Below are 19,122 nucleotides of genomic sequence, written 5' to 3' on the forward strand. Positions count from 1 at the left end.
CCCGGACGCCGAGTCCGTTCGATCGTTCACAGTCGCAGCTGCTGCGGATCTTTGTCGACCAGCCGCTTGCAACGGGTCCAGTAGACGGCCAGGGCGCTTTCCAGGGGTACCCATTCTTAGATGGCGGGAGCACGGGATTCCCCGACGCGGCGGCATTGCTGCGTAGTTACTTCGGCCATGACGCGCTCGAGGTGAGGCTGGCAGCCGACGAGTTCGCGGAGCGCGATCTCGCGGACTACCCAGAGGCTGCTCGCGAAGTCACGGAGATGGCGACCAAGCACAGCATCGATGCGAACGAGGCCCGCGACGGGGTGTTGCTCTACCGCACCGGTAGTGACTGGAAGGCAGACCTCATTGTGACGAGCCGCGGATGGTTGTTGGCGGAACGGAGCCGTCCACACAGCCGCCTACTGGCAAGCGTGTTCTCGCCAGGGGAGGCACTGGCTATCGTTGGTCTCTACCTACGATGGCGCCAGCAGCCTGTCATCATCGGCGGTACGGCCACGGCGTGGCATCCGACGTCGATGAGGCGCAGCGCCGCCTACGCAGCGACACCCGCATTTGAGCGCTGGAATCGAGCCGGTCGCGCCTGGTACGACGCCGAGGGCGACCTCACCATGGAAACTCTCAACAAGACGCTTTTGACCCGCATCTCGCGGTCCTTTCAGTTCCGCGACAGTGTCTTCGCGCTGTCCACGACGATGGCCAACCATGAACCTGAGGAAATGCTGTGCGAGATGGACTCGCTCCTGTTCTCCCTAGTCGGCGCCTTCGACGTCGCTGCCCGCATCACCGACCGAGTGCTGCATCTCAACGGAGGGACACGAGCAGGCTGGCAGAACATTCAGACCGGTGGATGGCAAAGCAGGTTGGAACCCGTCGCCAAAGCCCTGTTCGACCAGACGAAGCGCGAAACCGAGGTGCAAAACACCTTCGAGGTTCTACGCGCCCTTCGTAACAGCGTCCACAACGAGGCCCTGGATCTCACCCGTGCCGACGGCAGCTTCTACATCACCATTGAGCCGAAGACACAAGACAAGCTTCGGGGCTTTCTGCGCAAGCGTCACCCCGGATGGAACACCGCCAATCTCGGAGTCAAGGTCCTGCCGTCCGGCGGCGTCACACAGGGTGCGTGGCTTCCTGGGGTCGGCCGGCATGGCGTCACTGTCCGCCGGGCGGGTGCGTCGCTACCCACCGATCCGCTCGATGGGACGCTCGTCCTCGACGCGCGAAGCGTCGTCAACAAGATCTTCCCGGCCAGCCTCATCGCCCTCAACACGATCATGAAGCATCTGCCACTTGCGAACCTGCCCGGTCACAGCGCGAACGTCGAGAACCCAACCGAGGCCAACCTGCCTTGGCAGTTCAGCGGCACCACCGCCCACCGGCTCCGCATGCTGTACGGCGTCACCGAACTCGAATAGCTACCTTGCGCTCGGGGCAAGGTTCACACGGCGTGGTCTTCGGCGATGGATGGTTAGGCTGCTGTCCGACGACAAATGGGATGTCTGGCTCGACCCGGAGCCGACCGACCCTGATCAGATCGATGCGCTGATCGCGTCGACCCCGACGCCACACCTAACTCGCGTGAAGGTCGACATGGCCGTGGGAAAGTACGCGACGACAGCCCCGACCTGGTTCGGCCGGTCGGCTGAGCCCTACCGCTCACCGGCTAACCCGCGGCACGATTTACGCGGCAGGAGAGCCTGTGACATTGGGCGGCCGGATGCTGCTGACCTCGGTGTCGGGGCGGGGACGCAGGAACCGCAGGAGGTGGCGGAAGCTGTGTCCGTCCCACCCCACGTCGGCTCTGACCTCGACCACGATCGGGTCGACCAGGGTCAGGTTGATGACGTCGTTCCGTGTGGTCGTGAAACGTGCCAGCGCCGTCCGAGACACATGAACGGGCCAGGGGTGCTTTCCTGCTGGTGGGACGAGCCATGGCGTCAGGGCGCGGCGAGCCGACGGTGACAGGAGAGTTGTCCGTCCGACGATCCGCAGCTCGCCGTCGATCATCAGACCCGCGATGACTTCCTGCGGGGCTGATCTTGTGCCGATCACCGCGCCGCAGATGACGTCGACGGTCTCGCGGTGCTTGACCTTCAACCAACCCCGTTGGCCCGCTGGGTAGGACTGGCCTCCGCCCTTGATCACGAGGCCCTCGATGCCGACGGCTGAGTAGGTCTCGAACCACTCGGTTGCGACGTCACGATCATTCGTGACCGGTGAGAGATTCAGCGGCGGGCGCCAGGCGGCGGCGAGCCGTTCCAGGATGCGCCGGCGCTCGTCGAACGGCAGACGGCGCACATCCCGACCGGTGCTGGCCAGGACGTCGAACGCGGCGTACGAGGCCGGGTGACTGGCCGCATGCGCGGCGGCGCTGCGAGGACCCCGTCCCATACGCATCTGGAGAGCGCCGAAGTCGAGACGGCCGGAGGACCAGATCACCACCTCACCGTCGAGCACGGTCCCGGGCGCGAGCTGGTCTACGCATGCTGCCGTGATCTCGGGGAACGTCGTCGACAAGTCGGTGCCGCGGCGCGACCACAGGCTGGTACTGCCCTGATCACTCGTGACGATCAGGCGAAAGCCGTCCCATTTGGGCTCGAACCTGCACCCGCCAGGCAGCGCGCCTACACGCGGAATCTGCTCGACAGCGCGAGCCAGGGCCACCGGGACCGGGCCAGTGAGCCCGGTAGGCAAGGTTGCCGCCATAGGTCAACAGTCACCCCGTAGCCATGACTCCGCGCGCTGGCCGCTGACCTGCATCATTGCTACCCGGCGCCATTCCGGACATACACTCGAACGCATGTACTATCATCGTGCGGTCTGGGAGGCGTAATGCTCGCCCTGTCACCACGCCCCGCCAGCGCCGCCACCCTCAGCCCCACCAGCACCAACGCGCTGCGGATCGCTCCCGTCTCCGTCGCCGCAGGGTTCCCCTCCCCCGCGCAGGACTACTACGACGGCGCGATCGACCTGACCGAGATGCTCGTGCACGACCACGCGGCCACGTTCATCGTGCGCGCCTCTGGCGACTCGATGATCGAGGCCGGTATCAGCGACGGCGACGAGCTCCTCGTCGACCGGTCCAAGACACCACGCCACGATGACGTCGTCGTCGCCGTCCTGGACGGCGAGCTGACCGTCAAGCGCCTCGAGCTTGGCCCGCACGGCGTCGTGCTGCGGGCCGACAACGCGAACCACCCCGACATCACCGTGCCCGAGCTATCCGACCTGCAGATCTGGGGCGTGGTCACCTACTGCATCCACCACCTGCGAGGCCACCGGTGATCGCGCACGTCGACGTCAACTCCGCCTACCTCCTTCGAGCGGGTCTTCAACCCCGCCCTACAGAGCGTGCCGCTGGTCGTGCTGTCCAACAACGACGGCATGGTCGTCGCGGCCTCCCGTGAGGCGAAGGCGCTCGGTCTCGACCTGGGCAAGGCCTGGTTCGAGCTACGCCCGACGGCCGCCCGGTCCGGCGTCGTGGCGGTGTCGAGCAATTACGAGCTCTACGGCGACATGTCCCGCCGCGTGATGGAGGTCCTCGAGCGCTTCACCCACGACCTGGACGTCTACTCGATCGACGAGGCCTTCCTCACCGTCGACCGGCGCACTGCCGCGGACCCGGAGGCGATGACCCGGCTCGGGCACGACATCAAGAACACGATGCGTCGCTTGCTCGGTGTGCCGGTGTGCGTCGGGATCGCCGAGACCCGCACCCTGGCGAAGCTGTCGAATCGCGCCGCGAAGAAGATCGGCGACTTCGACGGCGTGTGCGTGTGGCCGGCCATCGACTCCGGCTGGCGCGAGAGGCTGATGCGGGCGCTGCCGGTCTCCGAGGTCTGGGGCATCGCCTCACGCCTGGAGCAACGCCTGGGTGGGCACGGCGTCCTGTCGGTCTGGGACCTGGCTACCGTCGACCCGGCGCATATCCGAGCACTGTTCAACGTCGTCGTGATGCGTACCGCGTTGGAGTTGCGTGGGGTCGCGTGCATCGGGCCCGAGGAGGACCGCACCGGGAAGAAGCAGCAGATCATCGTGTCGCGCTCTTTTTCCGAGAAGGTCACCTCCGTCGTGACCATGCGTCAGGCGCTGAGCATCTACGCTCAGCAGGCCGCGACGCGCTTGGTCAAGCACGCCCAGGTCGCCCGGACCTTGACCGCGTTCGCCGGCACGAGCCACTGGGCTCAGGACAAGCACCACCCGTCGGTCGCGGTGCGTCTCCCTTTCCCGACCGCTGACCCCGTCGAGCTGACCCGGGCCGCCCACTGCCTGCTGCCTCAGATCGTCGAGGGTGCCCGGTACGCGCGCGCCGGGCTGTTGCTTACCGACCTCACCCCCGCCGGCGCGCAGCTCCCGTTCGAGCTCTTCCGCTCCCGTCACGAGGACGCCGGGATTGCCACTCTCATCGACCGGGTGCAGAAGAAGACCGGCAAGGAATCCCTGGGGCTCGGCTACGGCGGATTCCGTCCGGGTCCGTCCTGGCAGATGAAGCGCGCGATGCTCACCCCACGGGCCACGACCCATTGGGCCGAGCTCGCCACCGTACGGGCGTAACACCGTGGGACGCGCCCCTCAACGGCGAGCGGCACGCAAGAGCTCGGGCAATCATCACATCCGTCAACCCGCCAGCCCGTACCCGTGGCGCCTGCACGACTGCCTACGCACGGAGCGCAGCGGGCAAGCGGACCGTCAGGGTCCCGTAGGGACGTGGGAGAGCCTTCGCGCTTGACGCGAGATCTGGTGCCGTGCCTTCGGGCCACCACTCGAAGATCGGGTCGAATTCGCGATGGTATGGTCGCTGCCGTAGGTCCGGACGGCCTCGGCCAGGCGTGTGGTGAGAGCGCCTGCAGTTGGTCCTTTGCCGACGGCACCGATCTCCAGCTCGTTCCCGCCGCCCAGCGGACGCCACGCCAGTGCGGCGAAGGAACCCTGCTCGGTGATGGCTGGGTAGAACGACTTCTCCGTGCCGCGGTCGGTCGGATCTTTCGCTTCCATGGAGCACCCACCCGGCTGGATGAGGACCCAGGTCAGCAGGTCCAGCCAGATCGTGCGGCTGGCATAGATCACGCCGGACCACGCCTCCGTGTGTTCGGCAGCCAGGACATCGCCGGTGACCGCGAAGCCGTCAGGGATCCGGTCGGCGAACCGGAAGGTGACCGGCTTGCCAGAGGGTCCGGTCAGTTCGACCGACGGCGGCTCGTACCGGTCCGTGCCCTGCAGGGCAACGAACCCGCCGGGCACTGTCGACTCCGAGATCAGGTGTCCGTCCTGATAGCGGAACCCGATGATGCGTTGCAGACCTGGGGCGACCTGTAGCGGTACGACCAGGACGCCGTCGGGCGTCAGCTGCTCCAGCCAGACCTTCGGGATGGTCCATGGCGAGACCGTGACCATGACCCGGTCGAAGACCCCGCGGCCCAGGTGCTGGCTCGCGTCGGCCGTGATGACCTCGACCCGGTTGGCGAGGCCCAGGCGTTCAAGTCCCGCCGTGGTGCGCGCGGTGACCGACTCGTCGATGTCGACGGTGACAATCTCGCCGGTCGGGCCGACTAGGTGCGCGAGCATCGCCGCGTTCGGGCCTCCGGAGCCGATCTCCAGGACCCGCATCCCGGGCTCGACACGGGCCTGGCGGAGGTTGCCTGCCTGCATGTAGGGCGCGGACAAGGAGGACAGGGCTCTGCCGTCGTCCGAGAAGCGGGTCCGGAGCGCGTCGTGGACTGCGTACGGCAGCTCGGTCGGAATACCTGCGGGCGCGAACACGTCACGCGGCACGGCGCGGAACGCTGATTGGATCGCTGGATCGTCGAGCACGCCCTCCTCGATGAGTTCCTTGACCATCTGCTCGCGCAGTGCCTCGGCGCTTCGCGCGACCGGGACGGGTGCGTCATCGAGCTCTGTTGGGGCGAGGTCGGGCTGGGTCATTCAGGCCTTCTTCCGGGTTGCTGCAGCGAGGTTGGCGTGGAGGTGGTCGATCGATGTCGTCCCAGGAATCGGCAGGACCGCAGGCGACTGGTTCAGAAGCCATCTGATGGCTTCGGGCGCGCCGCCGGCGCGAGCGAGGGTTCCAGCGCTGAGCGGTGAGTAAGGCACGAACGCCAGGCCCTGTTCGGTGCAGTACTCAAGGGCGGTCCGGTCCCCTTCGAGCTGGTTGAACTTGTTCTGCACAGCAGCAATAAGCGTGATCGCCCGGGCAGCTTCGACCTGGGCGACGGTGGCCTTGGAGATCCCGATGTGCCGGATCTTGCCCTCGTCACGAAGGGTGGCGAGCTCGCCGAGTTGGTCGGCCAGCGGCACGTGGGGGTCGATGCGGTGCAGGTAGTACAGATCGATCCGGTCCAGGGCGAGGCGTCGAAGGCTCATCTCGACGCACTGGCGCAAGTACTCCGGGCGGCCTACAGGTGCCCACCGGTTCGGGCCCTGCCGAGTCATGCCGCCCTTCGTGGCGATGACCAGGTCGTCCGGGTAGGGGTGCAGGGCCTTGCGGATCAGGCGTTCGCTGGTCTCCGGCCCGTAGGCGTCGGCGGTGTCGATGTGGTTGACACCGAGGTCGACCGCCTCGCGCAGAACCGCTTTGGCCTCGTCCACGTCGGCGGGGTGGAACCAGTGGCCGGGGCCGGTGATCTGCATGGCGCCGTACCCGATGCGGCGGACTGGGAGGTCCCCACCGATGCTGAACATCCCGCCCAACTCGGCAGGTGCGGGGGCGGTGCTGGTCATGAGGCCTCCTTCAAGTCGCGCGGGACCTGAAGCACGAGCGCTGCAGCCCGCTCGGCGACGGTAGCCGCGTCCAGGCGGGTGGTGTCGACGTGCTCTATCCGGGCGTTGGTCTGGGCGAGCCGGTCGGCGGCCTCGCGGAAGTAGGTCACTTCGCTTACGGTCGCGTCGGGCCGGTCGTGGTAGCGGTTGTGCGCTCCGCGTTGAGTCAGGCGGGCCCGGACGACGTCGGGTGCGCCGGTCAGCAGGATCGTCAGGTCCGCCCGGAGGACCGGTGTGTTGATCGTGTCGAGGAAGGTGACGTCGACGTCGTCGTGGCGTTGCATGACCATGCCGGAGGCCGTGTACCGGTCGGTGACCACGGTCTGTCCTGCCGCCAGGCGGGGCGCGATCTCGGTGGTCGCCTGGTGGTACCGGTCTGCCGCGTACAGGCATGCCAAGGCGTGGCCGGCGACTGTCTGGGTGAGCTCGCGCGCCAGGGTGCCGATCGGTCCGGTGGAGGGCTGGGTGGTTTGGTGGACGTCGAGACCCGCGGCGCGCAGGAGCGCGCTCAGGTTGGTGCACAGGGTGGACTTGCCGACGCCGGACGGGCCGTCGACGGCGATCAGCAGCCCGTCACGGCGTGGGGTGAGGGCGGTCATAGGTCGAACAGCGTTGCGTCGGTGGCTACTGCAGGAGCCTGCTTGGACGAGGAGCCCATTGCCCCGGCTTGTTTGAGCGCGTCCAGGGTCACACCTGGCGTGAGGGTGGCGAGCTGGACGAACAGCCTCGCGGTGACCGTGGCGTCGTAGTCGGCCCGGTGCGGTCGCATCTCGGGTGGCAGGCCGTCGGCGAGGTGACGGTGCTCGACCAGGGAGCCCAGGGCGTAGGAGGGCAGGTCGAAGGCGCGCCGTGCCAGCTTCAACGTGTCGAGCGCAAGCGGTGGCTCCCAACCGGGCAGTGATCGACGCAGGACGTCGACGTCGACGTGCACCCCGTGCCCCACCGGAATCGCGTCCCCAAGGACGGCCCGGATCTCCTGGGCGACCTCTCCGACCGCGGGCGCACCGGCGACGTCGTCATTGCTGATGCCATGGACCTTGCGAGCCTGCCAAGAGATCGGTGTCGGCGGGCGAAGGAGCCACGTCCTGGCTTTCTCGATCTTCCCGTGTCGGACCGGCACCACGGCGACCTCGACGAGCTCGGGTGGCCGTGCGCCGTTGCCTTCGACGTCGACGACGACGTAGTCGGCCTCGTCCCAAACCATGCTCATACGGGTGTCTCCTCGCTCGGGACCCACCCGATGTCGGCGCGCCCGTGCAGGCGGAGCTTGTGCGGGTGGCGCGTGTCGTGAAACTGGAACCCGAGACCGTGCTGGAGGAAGTACCGAGGCGATTCGTCTAGCCCGGCGACCAACACGGCGCGTTCGGTGATGTCCACGATCTCGACATCCTCCCTGCCCGGTAGCCGGCGCGCGAGGTCACGTACCGCGTCTTCAGTCGGGACCTGATGGTGCTGTGCACACAACGCCAGCTGCTTGACCGGGCAGATGTCGCACAGCTCACGGACGCCGTAGTGCCCGTTGTAGTCCGGTACCTCGTGGGCGAACGAGACCGAGCAGCTGGTCTTGCGGAACAACGGCCCGCCGGCACCGTCAGCGAATGCCTCCAGGACCCGGCGCTCCAGAGTCTCGGGGACAACCTTGCGGCGTGCGGTGTCCTCGTACGGCTCTGGAAGGCCATTGGCCTTGTAGTAGTCGGCGATCTCGTCCTTGTAGAAGAGACCAGTGAATACCGTGCCGTGGGCGTGGTGGGACAGCTCGACTGCCTTGGCCATGTGATCGGAGGTGTCGTTCAGACCGGGCACCAACGGACGCCAGTACAGGATGACGCGATACCGGTCCGCGTGTGCGTACAGGGTCTTGAGGGACTTCTCGGCGATCTCGCTCTTGACCGGCTCGATCCGCTTGTCACTGATCCCGGAGTAGGTCACCAGGATCGTGACCCGGATGCTGGCCAGCCGGTTGAGCCGCTCGCAGTCCACAGGGTCGACGCGGTAGCGCGTGATAACCAGGACGTGGTTGGTCAGACCGCGTGCGTCCAGGTCCTCCAGCACCGCGAACAGATGCTCCTTGACGCGGGGCAGGAACGGGTCTGTGGCCCGGTTGAAGATCTGCACCGGAGTGTGGTGCGCCTGGAAGTAGGGGTGCTCGACCAGTTGTCGCACGGCCTCGTCGTCGGGCATCAACGCCCTAGGCTGAGTCATCTCCCACACGCCGTAGGTGTGCCGGATGCAGTAGGCACAGTCCAGCGGGCAGCCCTGGATGTGGTTCAGAGACAGCCCCGACTTGCGGTAGTCGACGACGCTGCGCGCCGCTTCGGGTAGCCGGGCGATCTGGTCAGGGGTGAGCAGCGGAACGGTGACGGACACGAGCGCCTCCAGAGGGATCCACCTGCCCCTTCCCGAGCGAAAGGGGTTCACGGCGATCCCAAGGAGACCAGCGGTGAGCGGGACGCCATCACCACACTTGAGGCCCCATTTGCGGACATCTTGAGTGTCCGGTGCGGGCTTCGTGGGATTTACGTCCAGCCTGTCCGCCGTCAGCTCAGCCAGGGCTCCGTTCGTGAGGTGTCGAGCATGTGCGTGATCCGGAGCCTGATCGACGGGTGGATGTTCAGGGCGTCGAGCTGATCGAGCGGCTGCCAGACCACCTCTGACGACTCGGACGAAGTCCGTGCCTGACCACCCACGACGACTCCGGTCAGGCAGATCGAGAACTGTGAGCGAACTTCGCCGTCGGAGTAGGCGACTATGTGGTTCGGATCGGTATAGATACCGACCTGTCCGGTGATCTCGACGTCATAGCCCGTCTCCTCGCTGGTCTCGCGCACTGCGGCCTGGCGGACGGACTCGCCGGGCTCCATGGCACCGCCGGGAATCGTCCAGAGATCGTTGTCCGTGCGGTGGATCAGCAGGACGCGATCCGCCTCGTCACGGACAATCACGCTCACCGCAGGGACGATCGAGTTCGGCTTCGGCGCGAGCGGGTCGTTCACATAGTCAGTGCGCGTCATGGATCTCACTCCTCCACTGGGCTTGTCAGCGGTACTCCGAGGGCCCAGACCCGCTCGAAACTGTCGAGATACATGTCAAACATGTCGCGTTCCGGATCGCGCTGCAAGTGAAGCATCGGGGCCATGTAGCCGGGCACACCGAAGACGTGCGGGGTCACGAGCATGTCTCCGTCGTAGACGAAGATCGAGTTGTACAGGGTGGTGCGGTGGAGACGGAACTCGACGTTCGGTTCGTCCAGGAGCGGCCCGTAGTACTTCAGCGCCGCGCGGATGCGGGCTGGGACGGCGTCGTCGACTCCTTCTTCCTCGCCCCGCAGCGCGGCCTCGGGACTGGTGGGATCCCCGAGGAGGATACGGACGCGGACGCCGTCCTTGGCTTTGCGTCGCATGACCTCGATCGAGGACGGGTTCTGCTCGGGGATAAACAGGATCGCGTGCCCGAGCAGCGCGATCTCGCTCGTCGCTTCGCTCAGGAGGCGGAGCCAGAGAACGGTGGGCGACGCCGCGCGGTGCGGGTACAAGGCGACGACCTCTGGATGGATGATGGTGCCGACATCCGTGGCGGGCCAGATCTCATCCACGGTCACGCCGAGTGCCTCGGCGACCAGGGCCGCTGTTCGAGGATGCGGCCTTCGACCTTGACGCAGCCAGCGGTCAACGGTCTTGGGGTCGACGTCGACAAGCTGCGCCAGATCCGCAGCAGTCAGGCGCCGCGCCGCCAGGAACTTCGCCAGGGGGTCGTTGACCCGGTCCATCAGTTTGGGCACCGACAGGACGCTACTGGACACTCGAAGTGTCCAGGGGTCAGGACACTCCGTAGTCAAGGGGGCGGGAAGCCTCCCATACGCGCTCGAAACTGGTCGCGTACATGTCGAACATGTCGTGAGCGGGGTCGCGTCGCAAGTGCAAGATCGGCGCGAGGTAACCGTAGGCGCCATAGACGTGCTGGTTGACGAGCATCTCGTCGTCGAACCGGAAGATCGAGTTGTACAACGTCGTCCTGTGCTGGTGGAACTCGACACCTGGCACACCCAGCAGGGGACGGTAGTACGCCATCGCCATGCTGATCCGTGCAGGCAGTGCGTCGCCCAGCCTTTCCTCAGCGCCCCGCAGGGCGGCTTCAGGACTGTCAGGATCCCCCAGTGCGATCCGGACGCGCACGCCGGACTGAGCCTTTTGCCGTAACAGCGCGACCGCTCCCGGGTTCTCTTCGGGCAGGAACTGGCTCGCATACGCCAGCAAACCGATCTGCGTCCTCGCTGACCGCAGCAGGTCCAACCAGAGTGGCTTCGGGACCGCCGCGCGGTGCGAATACAGAGCGACAACCTCAGTAGGCATCCGGACGGCTACCTCGTTCGCCTCTGGCCAGAGAACCTCGAGCGCGACGTCCAGCGCTTCTGCGACGTCGAGCGCCGTCCGGCGGTGCGGAACGCGGCCCTCATGGAGCCACCGCTGAACCGTCTTGTGATCGACGCCAACGAGAGCGGCCAGGTCGACCACGCGCATTCGTCGCTGCTCCATCGCCCGTCTCAACGCATTGTTCATCGCCCGCCCCTGTCCCTCGGCCTCGGGGACGTTACCGGACCTGCAAGGCCTCGCTGCCGGAGAACGGCTTCGTGTCGGTCACACCGCACAGACCATCTGCCACGACAAAACTCGTAGGGAACCCGCCGCTGAGCATGCCGACGCCGCCGCATCCGTCGCAACGATGTCGGACGTGTCGCCAAGCCGCCAGTGATCAGCACAGAGTTCCCGCTGGGTCGTGGTGCCGGTGCGTCACGCAGACGGCTTCGGAGGGGAAGTCATCTTGCGTCTTCTGCCTGGCAATGACGAGGCTCGTCGCACACCCGCCATCGAGCGCAGCACATCGACCACGCCGTGCTCGGTGATACTCCCGCACACCTCACCGGCAGCAGCCCGGACCTCGGCAGGGGCGTTCCCCATCGCAACCGCGCGGGCCGCCCACTCGAACATCGGCAGATCGTTGTACCCGTCGCCGACCGCGATCGTGTGCTGCGTAGCAACTCGTAAGCGACGGCGAACCATTTCCAGGGCACTTGCCTTCGAGAGGCCTGGCGCCGTCAGGTCGAGCCAGTCACCGGGCTGGATGGTCGAGCCCAGCGTGACCGTCACGTCAGACCAGCCCAGCTCGTGCCCCAGCCATGCGATGTGGGGTGCGTGCACAACGGCGCGAGTAGTGGGCGTGGCCCACAGGTCAGATGCGAGTCCCACGACGTGCTGCCGGCCGTTGAGTAGCCCGTCCGGAAACTTCGCGCTGACCTGGTAGCCCTCACCGAGGATCTCGGTTGCAAGTAGCGCGTACGGGACCGCCTCGCTGGCCCGCTGCAGTGCACGGCCGGCGTCGAACCGCACCACGTCCTGGATGACCAGACGACTCTTGCTGATCCACGCCGTCACCGCACCGTTAGAGCAGATCACGTGACCTCGACGCAGCCCGAGCCGCTTGATGATCGGCGCCACCCCAACCAGGGACCGGCCCGTCGCGATCACCACGTGATGGCCTGACGCCAAAGTCGCCTGGACGGCTTTCACTGTCACGTCAGGGATCTTCCCGTCCAACGCAAGTGTGCCGTCAACGTCAAGCGCCACCAGGCGCGCTGTAGCAACAATGGCGTTGCCAGTAACAAGGTCATGGCCTGCTCAGTCACGGTCTGTCTTCTCCCGTAGGGGCGTGTCTTGTAGCGCTCGTCGCCGGGGACGAGCGGGCATGACTAATCTCGCCTCAACGAGGAGGGACGCCGTAACCGCATCCGCAGGGCATCTGGGGGGCATTTCAAATGTCCGGCATCCTGTGCAACATTGATTCGGACCGGGCTGCCGAGAGTGGCGAACGAACGACTACGCACCGCGATCACCGCCACGTCATGAACGGGCCTGCTCGCCGGCCGTGTCGGCGTGGACCCCAAGACGATGCATCGCTGACGACGCAAGGTTGTGTCAACCCGCCGCTACACGGCGACCCCGATAGCCGATCTACTCGGCGTCGCTCATGTTGATCTATGGCCCGCTCAAAGCGGCCTGAGCGGTACGACAGTCCCGGCTAGCGCCTAGCGCACCACCGGGTTCAGGCGGTGCGCTAGACGCCAGCCGAACGGCGCGGCATAACAAGCTCGCGGAGGTGTTGCTCAGGGCATCTAGAGGATATGCCAGATCGATGCTTCACCTCTGCGTAGGTGGTCGAGGCGTCGGCGTACCTCGGCGGCTGCAGGGGACCCTGGTGCTGACTTGCGGGCATTGGTCGTGATCATGCGCAGCTCTCGCACATCGCGGAGCCAGGCATAACCAGACCACTCGCGAACGTCCCTGCCGTACCGCTGGCAAAACTCCGCATACTCCGCAGGTGGGTGATCGAAGCGCCTGCAGTGCACCTCGACCGTGACCAGGTCCCACTCCCGAGGTGCTACCGCAGCGGTGTCCAAATCGGACAACACAGCTCCACCTCTGACGGGGTCCAGCAGGGTGTTGTGATGGTGCGCATCACCGTGGATCAGGCCCGGGGCGGAACCGAAGTTGAGACGCGACTCGTCCTGGGTGAGCAGAGAACAGTGCTCGGTGAGCATGGCCCGGTCGTCATCTGTCAGGAGCCGGCTGCTGGCAATCGACTGCCTGATCTCGCCGAATGGGTCAACCAGCGGCAAGGAGAATGGTGGTAGCGGCGCGTCGTGGAGAGCGAGGAGCGGTTCGGCAATATCGGCGGCTCGGACTGGCCGGTCCTGCGGCAGGTAGCGCCAGAGCGTCACCCCAGAGCCGGCTATCTCCAGCGGCTGGCTCACCCCGTCCCACAGGGCAACGGTCGGCACCGCGTGGTCGTGCAGCCAGGACACGAGGTTGACGACCTCGGCGAGGTTCTGTTCGCCGGGCGGTGCCACTTTGATGACGACCGGTGCCGTGACCAGCCGGTAGACGCCGTTGGTCTGATGGCGGATCAGGACAGCGCCTGCAGGATCCAGGCCAGCCATACGAGCCGCAGCTTCGGCAATGGTCCTGGTCCGGTCCGGGGTATGTACGTGTTCGACGGTGTCTGTCCTGTCGGCAGTCAACGGTTGCTTTCTGTCGCAGTGGCAATCAGCTCAGTGAGTTCGGCGGCCTTCGGCCGCCCGAGCCGACCCTCCGGCAGCGCCTGGACTACGTCCTGGGTTCTGGTGAGCACGACGCGGGTTCGGTGCTCGTCCGGCAGCGACGTGACGGCCTGAACGGCCAGTTGGCATGACTCGTCGAGACGGCCCTCGTTGGCCAGGCCGACTGCCTGGTCGAGCTTGATGAGGGCAGGGTCGATCACGATGTGAGGGTCGGCGTCATACAGCTTGAGCGCCTCCTCCTGGACATGCATGGCGCGCACCGGCTCCCCCAGGTATGTCAGTGTTCCCGACAGGTAGAGAAGCAGGCGCTTGTAGGTGAACTGGAACGCCGCGTCGGAGGGCTCGGGGGAACTTGCGCGGTCGTAGTACCGCTGCGCCATAACCATCGCCTTCTCGGCGCCGCGGGCGTCCCCTAGTCGCGCCAGGGCTCGCCCTTCCGCGGCAGCGGCGAGCGCGGTCGCGTCAGACGCAACCCCGGGCAGCAAGGCCTGCGCGCTGCGAGCCAGTTCGATCGCCTGCTCGACGCGCCCGTAGTAGTACGGCAGCATCGCTTCTTGAGCCCTTACCCGCGCCTGCAACTGCAGGTTCCCGGTGTCGTCAGACGCCAGCCGGGCGGTGCCGTACCAATAGCGAGACCGTCGGATCTCCCCAAGCTTCATGAGGCCGTCGGCCGTCAGAAGCGCCAGGACCGCGAGCGCCTCCGAGAGCTTCACCTGGACCATGCCGGGCTGCCTGGTGGCCGCTACAGCCTGGACCTCGACGATGTCGGGCGCTAGGGAAGCAAGCATGGCGGCGGGGGCGGTGCGTGTGTAGGTCATCAGGTGTTCCGCGACGCGTTCCTCGATCAGTTCGAGGCGTCCTCGCGAAACGGTCGTGGCCGCCAGCGTGTCGTCGACGAGGGGGCGGGCGGCATCCAGCAGCCCCAGCAAGTCGCCTTCCGGCGAGGGCAGGGTCGGCCGCCCCGACTCCAGCACCGACGGCGTCACCCTCGACACCTGTGACCCGGGCCGTTCTGCGCTCAGGACGGCTGCCAGTGCCTCGCCTGTCAGGCCGAGGGCTGCGGCCAGGTTGGCTCGCTGCAGGGGCTGGGGCTCGGAATCGCCTGACTCCCAGCGTTGAACGGTAGTCCGGTCGATGCCGAGCTGGTCGGCCAGCCCTTCCTGGCTGTATCCCGCCGTCCTACGTGCCTCCGCAAGCCGTGCTCGACGTGATGGCATGCCTTCGTCTCCTGTCACGTAGGCGTCGGACGCTCACCATAACCCCGGATTCCGGGTGATCACGAGGCTTCGACGAGTGGATGCGGCTCTTCTGCCGCGAGAACGCAGCGGAGGTGCGGTCCCTTGGCCGTGGTTCGCAATCGCGGCACGCGGTGTGCTTGACCGATCAGTCCAGCGGTGCCGCAACCAGTACCCGTTTCGGGGTTTCGAGGGCGCGAGACGCACAGCTGCGAGCCGGTCGCACGACGCTGCCGCACGGAGCACCAGGGAGCATCCGATGGACAAAGCCACACACCACGCTGAAGGCGAGGGTTCGCTCATCCGGGCACTCGACGTCGCCCGTGCCGCCCTTGTCGAGGTTGGCGAGGAATGCGTGGAGCTCGTGGAAACCACCGGCAACGGGCGGGTCACCATCCAGCCAGCCTGCCTGGACGACGGCGAGAGCATCGCCCGGGCACTCGGCCTGGACTCACCAGTGGACCACCGGATGATCAGCCCGGGATACACCCTGTGGTCCGGAACACGTGAAGGGCTCGAGTTCCAGGTCCGTGGCGCGCTCCGCCACCCCTTCGGAGGCCTGCAGTGAGCCGGCCGATGCCGCGTCTGATCGCACTCGACATCGACGGCACCCTCCTTGAGACCGGCAAGTCGGTCCCGGAGGTGACCAAGACAGCCGTAGCGAAGGTCCGAGCCGCCGGGCATCACGTCGTGCTGGCAACGGGACGCTCGCTGGTCGGCGTCTTGCCTGTCGCGTATGGCCTCGGTCTGGACAACGTCTGGGTCGTCGCGTCGAACGGTGCCCTCACGGCGTACCTGTCGAAGAAGGAGCCGGGCGGGTACCGCGTGCACGAGGCCCGCACGTTCGACGTCGACCCCGTCGCGCACTTGGCCCGAGCCCGTATGCCCCGCGTGAAGATGGCCGTGGAACTGGTCGGCTGGGGCTGGCGGGTCAACCAGGAGTTCGACCCCGGCCATCTCAACGGGCAGCAGCGCGTCGTGGCACGCCTGGACGAGCTGTGGACCACGCCGGCCACTCGCGTGGTGCTGTGCGCGCCGGGCATCGGGACCCTCCTGGAACCCCTGCGGCATCTCGGTGTCACCCCGAGCACCGCAGGCCTGGGTTGGGTCGACGTCACCCCGCGCGGCCTGTCCAAGGCATCCGCCCTGGAAACCGTCCGAGACCACCTCGACGTCCCGCCCGAGCACACGGTCGCGATCGGGGACAGCTGGAACGACGTAGAGATGCTGCGCTGGTCCGCCTACCCGATCGCGATGGGGCAAGCCCCCACCTCGATCAAGGCCCTCGCGAAGCATGTCACTGGCCCGATCAAGCACCACGGAGCCGCCACCGCCCTCGACGCGCTCCGGGACGCCGACGCACGGCAGCTGACCGGCGTCCGCGCCTGAGAGTCCCCCGCTGAGCAACCACTCACCACGATCCGTTCTGCCTGTACCAGCACTGGAGAGCCGCACGATGACCAGCACGCGCACCATGATCACGGGCACCGACGCCGTCGCCGACGCCGCCCGGACCGTCCCGTACGAGATCTACCTCGGACCTGACGGTGACGCCGTCGAGCCCGTCATCGCCCGTGCCACCACCTGGCGGCACCTGCGGACCCTGGACCTGGGACCGAATATGAGGGTCCTGGAGATCGGCACGGGGTCCGGCTACTCCGCAGCGCTGATCGGGCACATTGTCCGACCCGGCGGCCACGTCCTGACGATCGATCCCGACCCCGTGCTGTCCACGCGCGCCGCGAGGTTGTTCGCCACCCACGGGCACCGCGCCGTGGCCGCCACCGGCAGCGGCCTGGCCGGGCACGCCGACCTCGCGCCCTACGACCGGATCTACGTCCCGGCCACTCCCCCGGCGATCCCCGGCGCATGGATCGACCAGCTCGCCCCTGGCGGGGTCCTGGTCACCGGATGCACCATCTCCGACCTGCCAGGCACGTATGCCGTCGCGCACATCACCAAGGTGCCCACCGATGACCTGCACGTCACCGTGCACGCCACCCGCTGCCCGCCCATGGGACCGCCGCTACTGCCCGCCCACGTGACCGCAGTGACCGCACGGGACTACCCCGGGTACTACCTGGCCACGACCAGCCACGACACCACAACAGCGACCGAGCTGCTGGCGCTCCTGCGCGCCGGGGAAGCATCCGCATGGCCCGGCACCCCCGGGGAGTACCTCGACCTCAAGCACTGGCTGCTCGCCCGAAACCCAGCAGGCCTGTTCACCGCCTTCACCCAGTTCGGCGAAGGCATCGGGATCGGCGGCAAGGCACCGGTCGCCTACGGCCTGGCCGTCCGCCCAGAGGGCCCGCCGGAGGCGGCGATGATCACGCCCGCGCACTTCGTCGCGCAGCCGGGCACGTCACCGACCGAGGCACGCTTCCTCGACCTGATCAGCGAATGGCGATCAGAAGGACCACGGACCACGCACGAGCTCGACGCCGTCGTCGTGCCGCACGGCGGTTCCTACCAGGTCCGCCTCAACGACTGACCACAACCCAGATCGGCAACACACGGACGGTGAGGAACCGATGTACGAGATCGCACTAGTCGTCTACGTACTGGCCGTGGCGGCCGCCCTGGTATGGGCCGCCGTGATCTGGCGTCACTGATCGGAGACCGCGAGTGCGCCCATGCACCTCGAGAGCAAGGCACCCCGACACACCACAGCCCGGTACACCCTGACCAGGAGGCCCCACGATGCACAGCACCGCAGACCAGATCGTGCGCGACTACCTCAACGATGTGGACCATCTACTCCAGCACGCCGACGCCGCAGCCGTGGCCGTCATGGCGCCCACCGAGCTGGAACGAATGATCCACGCCCTTCGCGCCATCCTGGCCAGGCACGCCCCCAACGCCGACCGTCGCTGCCACCGCTGCACCGCCAGGTGGGTGTGGTGGCGCCAGGCGCGGCCGTGCCATGCGTGGCAGATCGCCCACCAGCACCTCGTCGCAGCCGCTCCGGCTCAACCGACCGGGCCCATCCTGGCGGTCGGCGGCCCTCGATGATCACCACAGCGCCCCGTGCCCCGTGCCCCGTGCCCCGTGCCCCGTGCCCCGTGCCAGGATCCCCACCGCTGCGGCGGCGCCGGAGTACCGATGGGAGAGAGCCGTCATCGCCCACTGGTGCGGCGTCCAGGTCCTCGACATCGACGTCGAGACCACGGTCCGAGCCGTCGGGCCTGAGACCGTCACGGTCATCGAGATCACCCTCACGGTGGGCACGACTCCCGACGCCCAAACGCTAGCCGTGCTGCTCGACCTCCCGGCAGTGCCTCACGACCCGGCCGTTGCCTGGCGGATCTGGACCGGTTGGGTCTCGACCCTGTCCGCGCAGCGACCCGTACTGGTCACCGTCACCACGCCCACCACCAGCAGGGAGGCATGATGGCGCGCCACCACACCCTGCACGCGCCCGCGGCCGGCATCCGGCTCGCTTGGCCAGCGGCCACCACGATCGTCATCGACCCCGGACCTGATGAGCGCACCCGCACACGCAACCTCGCACGCGAGCACTACCTCGTCACCCTCGGGGTCATGCTGTCGGCGGTGAGCCTGGTGCTCCTGCTGCGATTCGAACCGTTTGCCCGGTCGTGGCTCGCAGCGGCCGGGCTCCTGCTGAGCGCTCTGGCCTGTCACGCGCTCCGGCCCCAGCAGCGAGCGGTGCCTGCCTGGCTGGTTGATCTCCTGGAGCCGCTACGTGGCGTCGTGCCCACGGAGTCTGTCGAGATCCACCGGCTGACCTGGGAGGCCGCCGACCTGACCGCACCAACCGGGAACACCGACACGCCCTGCCCCACCCGCGCGCGTCGTCTCGCGCAGATCACGAACCAGCTGCGAGAACTGACCGGCCCCGCGACGCCGGCAATCCGCTCCTGGACAGTGTTCAGCCGTAGCGTGCGACAGGCATTCGACTCGACCGTATCGTCGATACCGGACACCCAAACGGCACACCAGCCCAACTCGTGCCGTTCCTTTTTGACGTCGCTCGGACAGGGAAGGTAG

Annotated in this window: 21 protein-coding genes; 9 read left to right on the forward strand and 12 right to left on the reverse strand. The window is 67.1% G+C overall.

Features of this window, described 5'->3' with window-relative positions:
* The first annotated feature begins 155 nt into the window (after positions 1 to 155).
* Complete coding sequence (locus ACNYC2_RS17485; RefSeq protein ID WP_419703010.1) at positions 156 to 1,424, forward strand: hypothetical protein; 1,269 nt, start codon at positions 156 to 158, stop codon at positions 1,422 to 1,424.
* 265 nt (positions 1,425 to 1,689) lie between these two features.
* Here the strand turns inward: ACNYC2_RS17485 and ACNYC2_RS17490 are convergent, their stop codons facing one another.
* The gene (locus tag ACNYC2_RS17490; RefSeq protein WP_419703011.1) at positions 1,690 to 2,715 is read right to left on the reverse strand and encodes an ATP-dependent DNA ligase; all 1,026 of its coding nucleotides are present in this window, start codon (positions 2,713 to 2,715) and stop codon (positions 1,690 to 1,692) included.
* 126 nt (positions 2,716 to 2,841) lie between these two features.
* Between ACNYC2_RS17490 and ACNYC2_RS17495 the strand changes: the two genes are divergently transcribed.
* Positions 2,842 to 3,294, forward strand: a complete 453-nt coding sequence (locus ACNYC2_RS17495; protein WP_419703012.1) for a LexA family protein — start codon at positions 2,842 to 2,844, stop codon at positions 3,292 to 3,294.
* A gap of 66 nt (positions 3,295 to 3,360) precedes the next feature.
* Entirely contained in the window at positions 3,361 to 4,563 is a 1,203-nt protein-coding gene (locus ACNYC2_RS17500) for a Y-family DNA polymerase (protein ID WP_419703013.1), read from the forward strand.
* Between the two features lie 135 nt (positions 4,564 to 4,698).
* Here ACNYC2_RS17500 and ACNYC2_RS17505 read toward each other — a convergent pair whose 3' ends face one another.
* The 11 genes from ACNYC2_RS17505 to ACNYC2_RS17555 form a co-directional block, all read right to left on the reverse strand.
* Positions 4,699 to 5,931: a hypothetical protein gene (locus tag ACNYC2_RS17505; RefSeq protein WP_419703014.1), complete on the reverse strand. Its 1,233-nt coding sequence runs from the start codon at positions 5,929 to 5,931 to the stop codon at positions 4,699 to 4,701.
* The gene (locus ACNYC2_RS17510; protein WP_419703015.1) at positions 5,932 to 6,726 is read right to left on the reverse strand and encodes an aldo/keto reductase; all 795 of its coding nucleotides are present in this window, start codon (positions 6,724 to 6,726) and stop codon (positions 5,932 to 5,934) included.
* Entirely contained in the window at positions 6,723 to 7,364 is a 642-nt protein-coding gene (gene tmk / locus ACNYC2_RS17515) for a dTMP kinase (protein WP_419703016.1), read from the reverse strand. The genes ACNYC2_RS17510 and tmk overlap by 4 nt, the downstream gene beginning before the upstream one ends.
* Positions 7,361 to 7,975 (reverse strand): PolC-type DNA polymerase III, encoded by a 615-nt coding sequence (locus ACNYC2_RS17520; protein ID WP_419703017.1) that lies wholly within the window; start codon positions 7,973 to 7,975, stop codon positions 7,361 to 7,363. Before ACNYC2_RS17520 ends, tmk begins: the two co-directional genes overlap by 4 nt.
* On the reverse strand, positions 7,972 to 9,132 hold the full coding sequence (locus ACNYC2_RS17525) for a hypothetical protein (RefSeq protein WP_419703018.1): 1,161 nt from the start codon (positions 9,130 to 9,132) through the stop codon (positions 7,972 to 7,974). The genes ACNYC2_RS17520 and ACNYC2_RS17525 overlap by 4 nt, the downstream gene beginning before the upstream one ends.
* A gap of 170 nt (positions 9,133 to 9,302) precedes the next feature.
* Positions 9,303 to 9,776, reverse strand: coding sequence for an NUDIX hydrolase (locus ACNYC2_RS17530; protein ID WP_419703019.1), 474 nt, complete (start codon positions 9,774 to 9,776; stop codon positions 9,303 to 9,305).
* Between the two features lie 5 nt (positions 9,777 to 9,781).
* Complete coding sequence (locus ACNYC2_RS17535) at positions 9,782 to 10,543, reverse strand: helix-turn-helix transcriptional regulator (protein WP_419703020.1); 762 nt, start codon at positions 10,541 to 10,543, stop codon at positions 9,782 to 9,784.
* A 37-nt stretch (positions 10,544 to 10,580) separates the two neighbouring features.
* Positions 10,581 to 11,321, reverse strand: coding sequence for a helix-turn-helix transcriptional regulator (locus ACNYC2_RS17540; RefSeq protein WP_419703021.1), 741 nt, complete (start codon positions 11,319 to 11,321; stop codon positions 10,581 to 10,583).
* A 231-nt stretch (positions 11,322 to 11,552) separates the two neighbouring features.
* Positions 11,553 to 12,386, reverse strand: a complete 834-nt coding sequence (locus ACNYC2_RS17545) for an HAD family hydrolase (protein ID WP_419703022.1) — start codon at positions 12,384 to 12,386, stop codon at positions 11,553 to 11,555.
* 545 nt (positions 12,387 to 12,931) lie between these two features.
* Complete coding sequence (locus tag ACNYC2_RS17550) at positions 12,932 to 13,756, reverse strand: phosphotransferase enzyme family protein (protein WP_419703023.1); 825 nt, start codon at positions 13,754 to 13,756, stop codon at positions 12,932 to 12,934.
* A gap of 77 nt (positions 13,757 to 13,833) precedes the next feature.
* Positions 13,834 to 15,093 carry a helix-turn-helix transcriptional regulator gene (locus tag ACNYC2_RS17555; protein WP_419703024.1) on the reverse strand — a complete coding sequence of 420 codons (1,260 nt, stop codon included), beginning with the start codon at positions 15,091 to 15,093 and terminating at the stop codon, positions 13,834 to 13,836.
* 277 nt (positions 15,094 to 15,370) lie between these two features.
* Here ACNYC2_RS17555 and ACNYC2_RS17560 point away from each other — a divergent pair, with 277 nt between their 5' ends.
* From ACNYC2_RS17560 to ACNYC2_RS17585, 6 genes are all read left to right on the forward strand, one after another.
* Positions 15,371 to 15,679 carry a hypothetical protein gene (locus tag ACNYC2_RS17560; RefSeq protein WP_419703025.1) on the forward strand — a complete coding sequence of 103 codons (309 nt, stop codon included), beginning with the start codon at positions 15,371 to 15,373 and terminating at the stop codon, positions 15,677 to 15,679.
* An 8-nt stretch (positions 15,680 to 15,687) separates the two neighbouring features.
* Positions 15,688 to 16,500: an HAD family hydrolase gene (locus tag ACNYC2_RS17565; protein WP_419703026.1), complete on the forward strand. Its 813-nt coding sequence runs from the start codon at positions 15,688 to 15,690 to the stop codon at positions 16,498 to 16,500.
* A 67-nt stretch (positions 16,501 to 16,567) separates the two neighbouring features.
* Positions 16,568 to 17,605, forward strand: a complete 1,038-nt coding sequence (locus ACNYC2_RS17570) for a protein-L-isoaspartate O-methyltransferase family protein (RefSeq protein WP_419703027.1) — start codon at positions 16,568 to 16,570, stop codon at positions 17,603 to 17,605.
* 209 nt (positions 17,606 to 17,814) lie between these two features.
* Positions 17,815 to 18,126 carry a hypothetical protein gene (locus ACNYC2_RS17575; protein ID WP_419703028.1) on the forward strand — a complete coding sequence of 104 codons (312 nt, stop codon included), beginning with the start codon at positions 17,815 to 17,817 and terminating at the stop codon, positions 18,124 to 18,126.
* Between the two features lie 43 nt (positions 18,127 to 18,169).
* Positions 18,170 to 18,505 carry a hypothetical protein gene (locus ACNYC2_RS17580; protein WP_419703029.1) on the forward strand — a complete coding sequence of 112 codons (336 nt, stop codon included), beginning with the start codon at positions 18,170 to 18,172 and terminating at the stop codon, positions 18,503 to 18,505.
* On the forward strand, positions 18,502 to 19,122 hold the full coding sequence (locus ACNYC2_RS17585) for a hypothetical protein (RefSeq protein WP_419703030.1): 621 nt from the start codon (positions 18,502 to 18,504) through the stop codon (positions 19,120 to 19,122). Before ACNYC2_RS17580 ends, ACNYC2_RS17585 begins: the two co-directional genes overlap by 4 nt.

The sequence above is a fragment of the Promicromonospora sp. NFX87 genome (assembly GCF_048564965.1).
Taxonomy (GTDB): domain Bacteria; phylum Actinomycetota; class Actinomycetes; order Actinomycetales; family Cellulomonadaceae; genus Promicromonospora.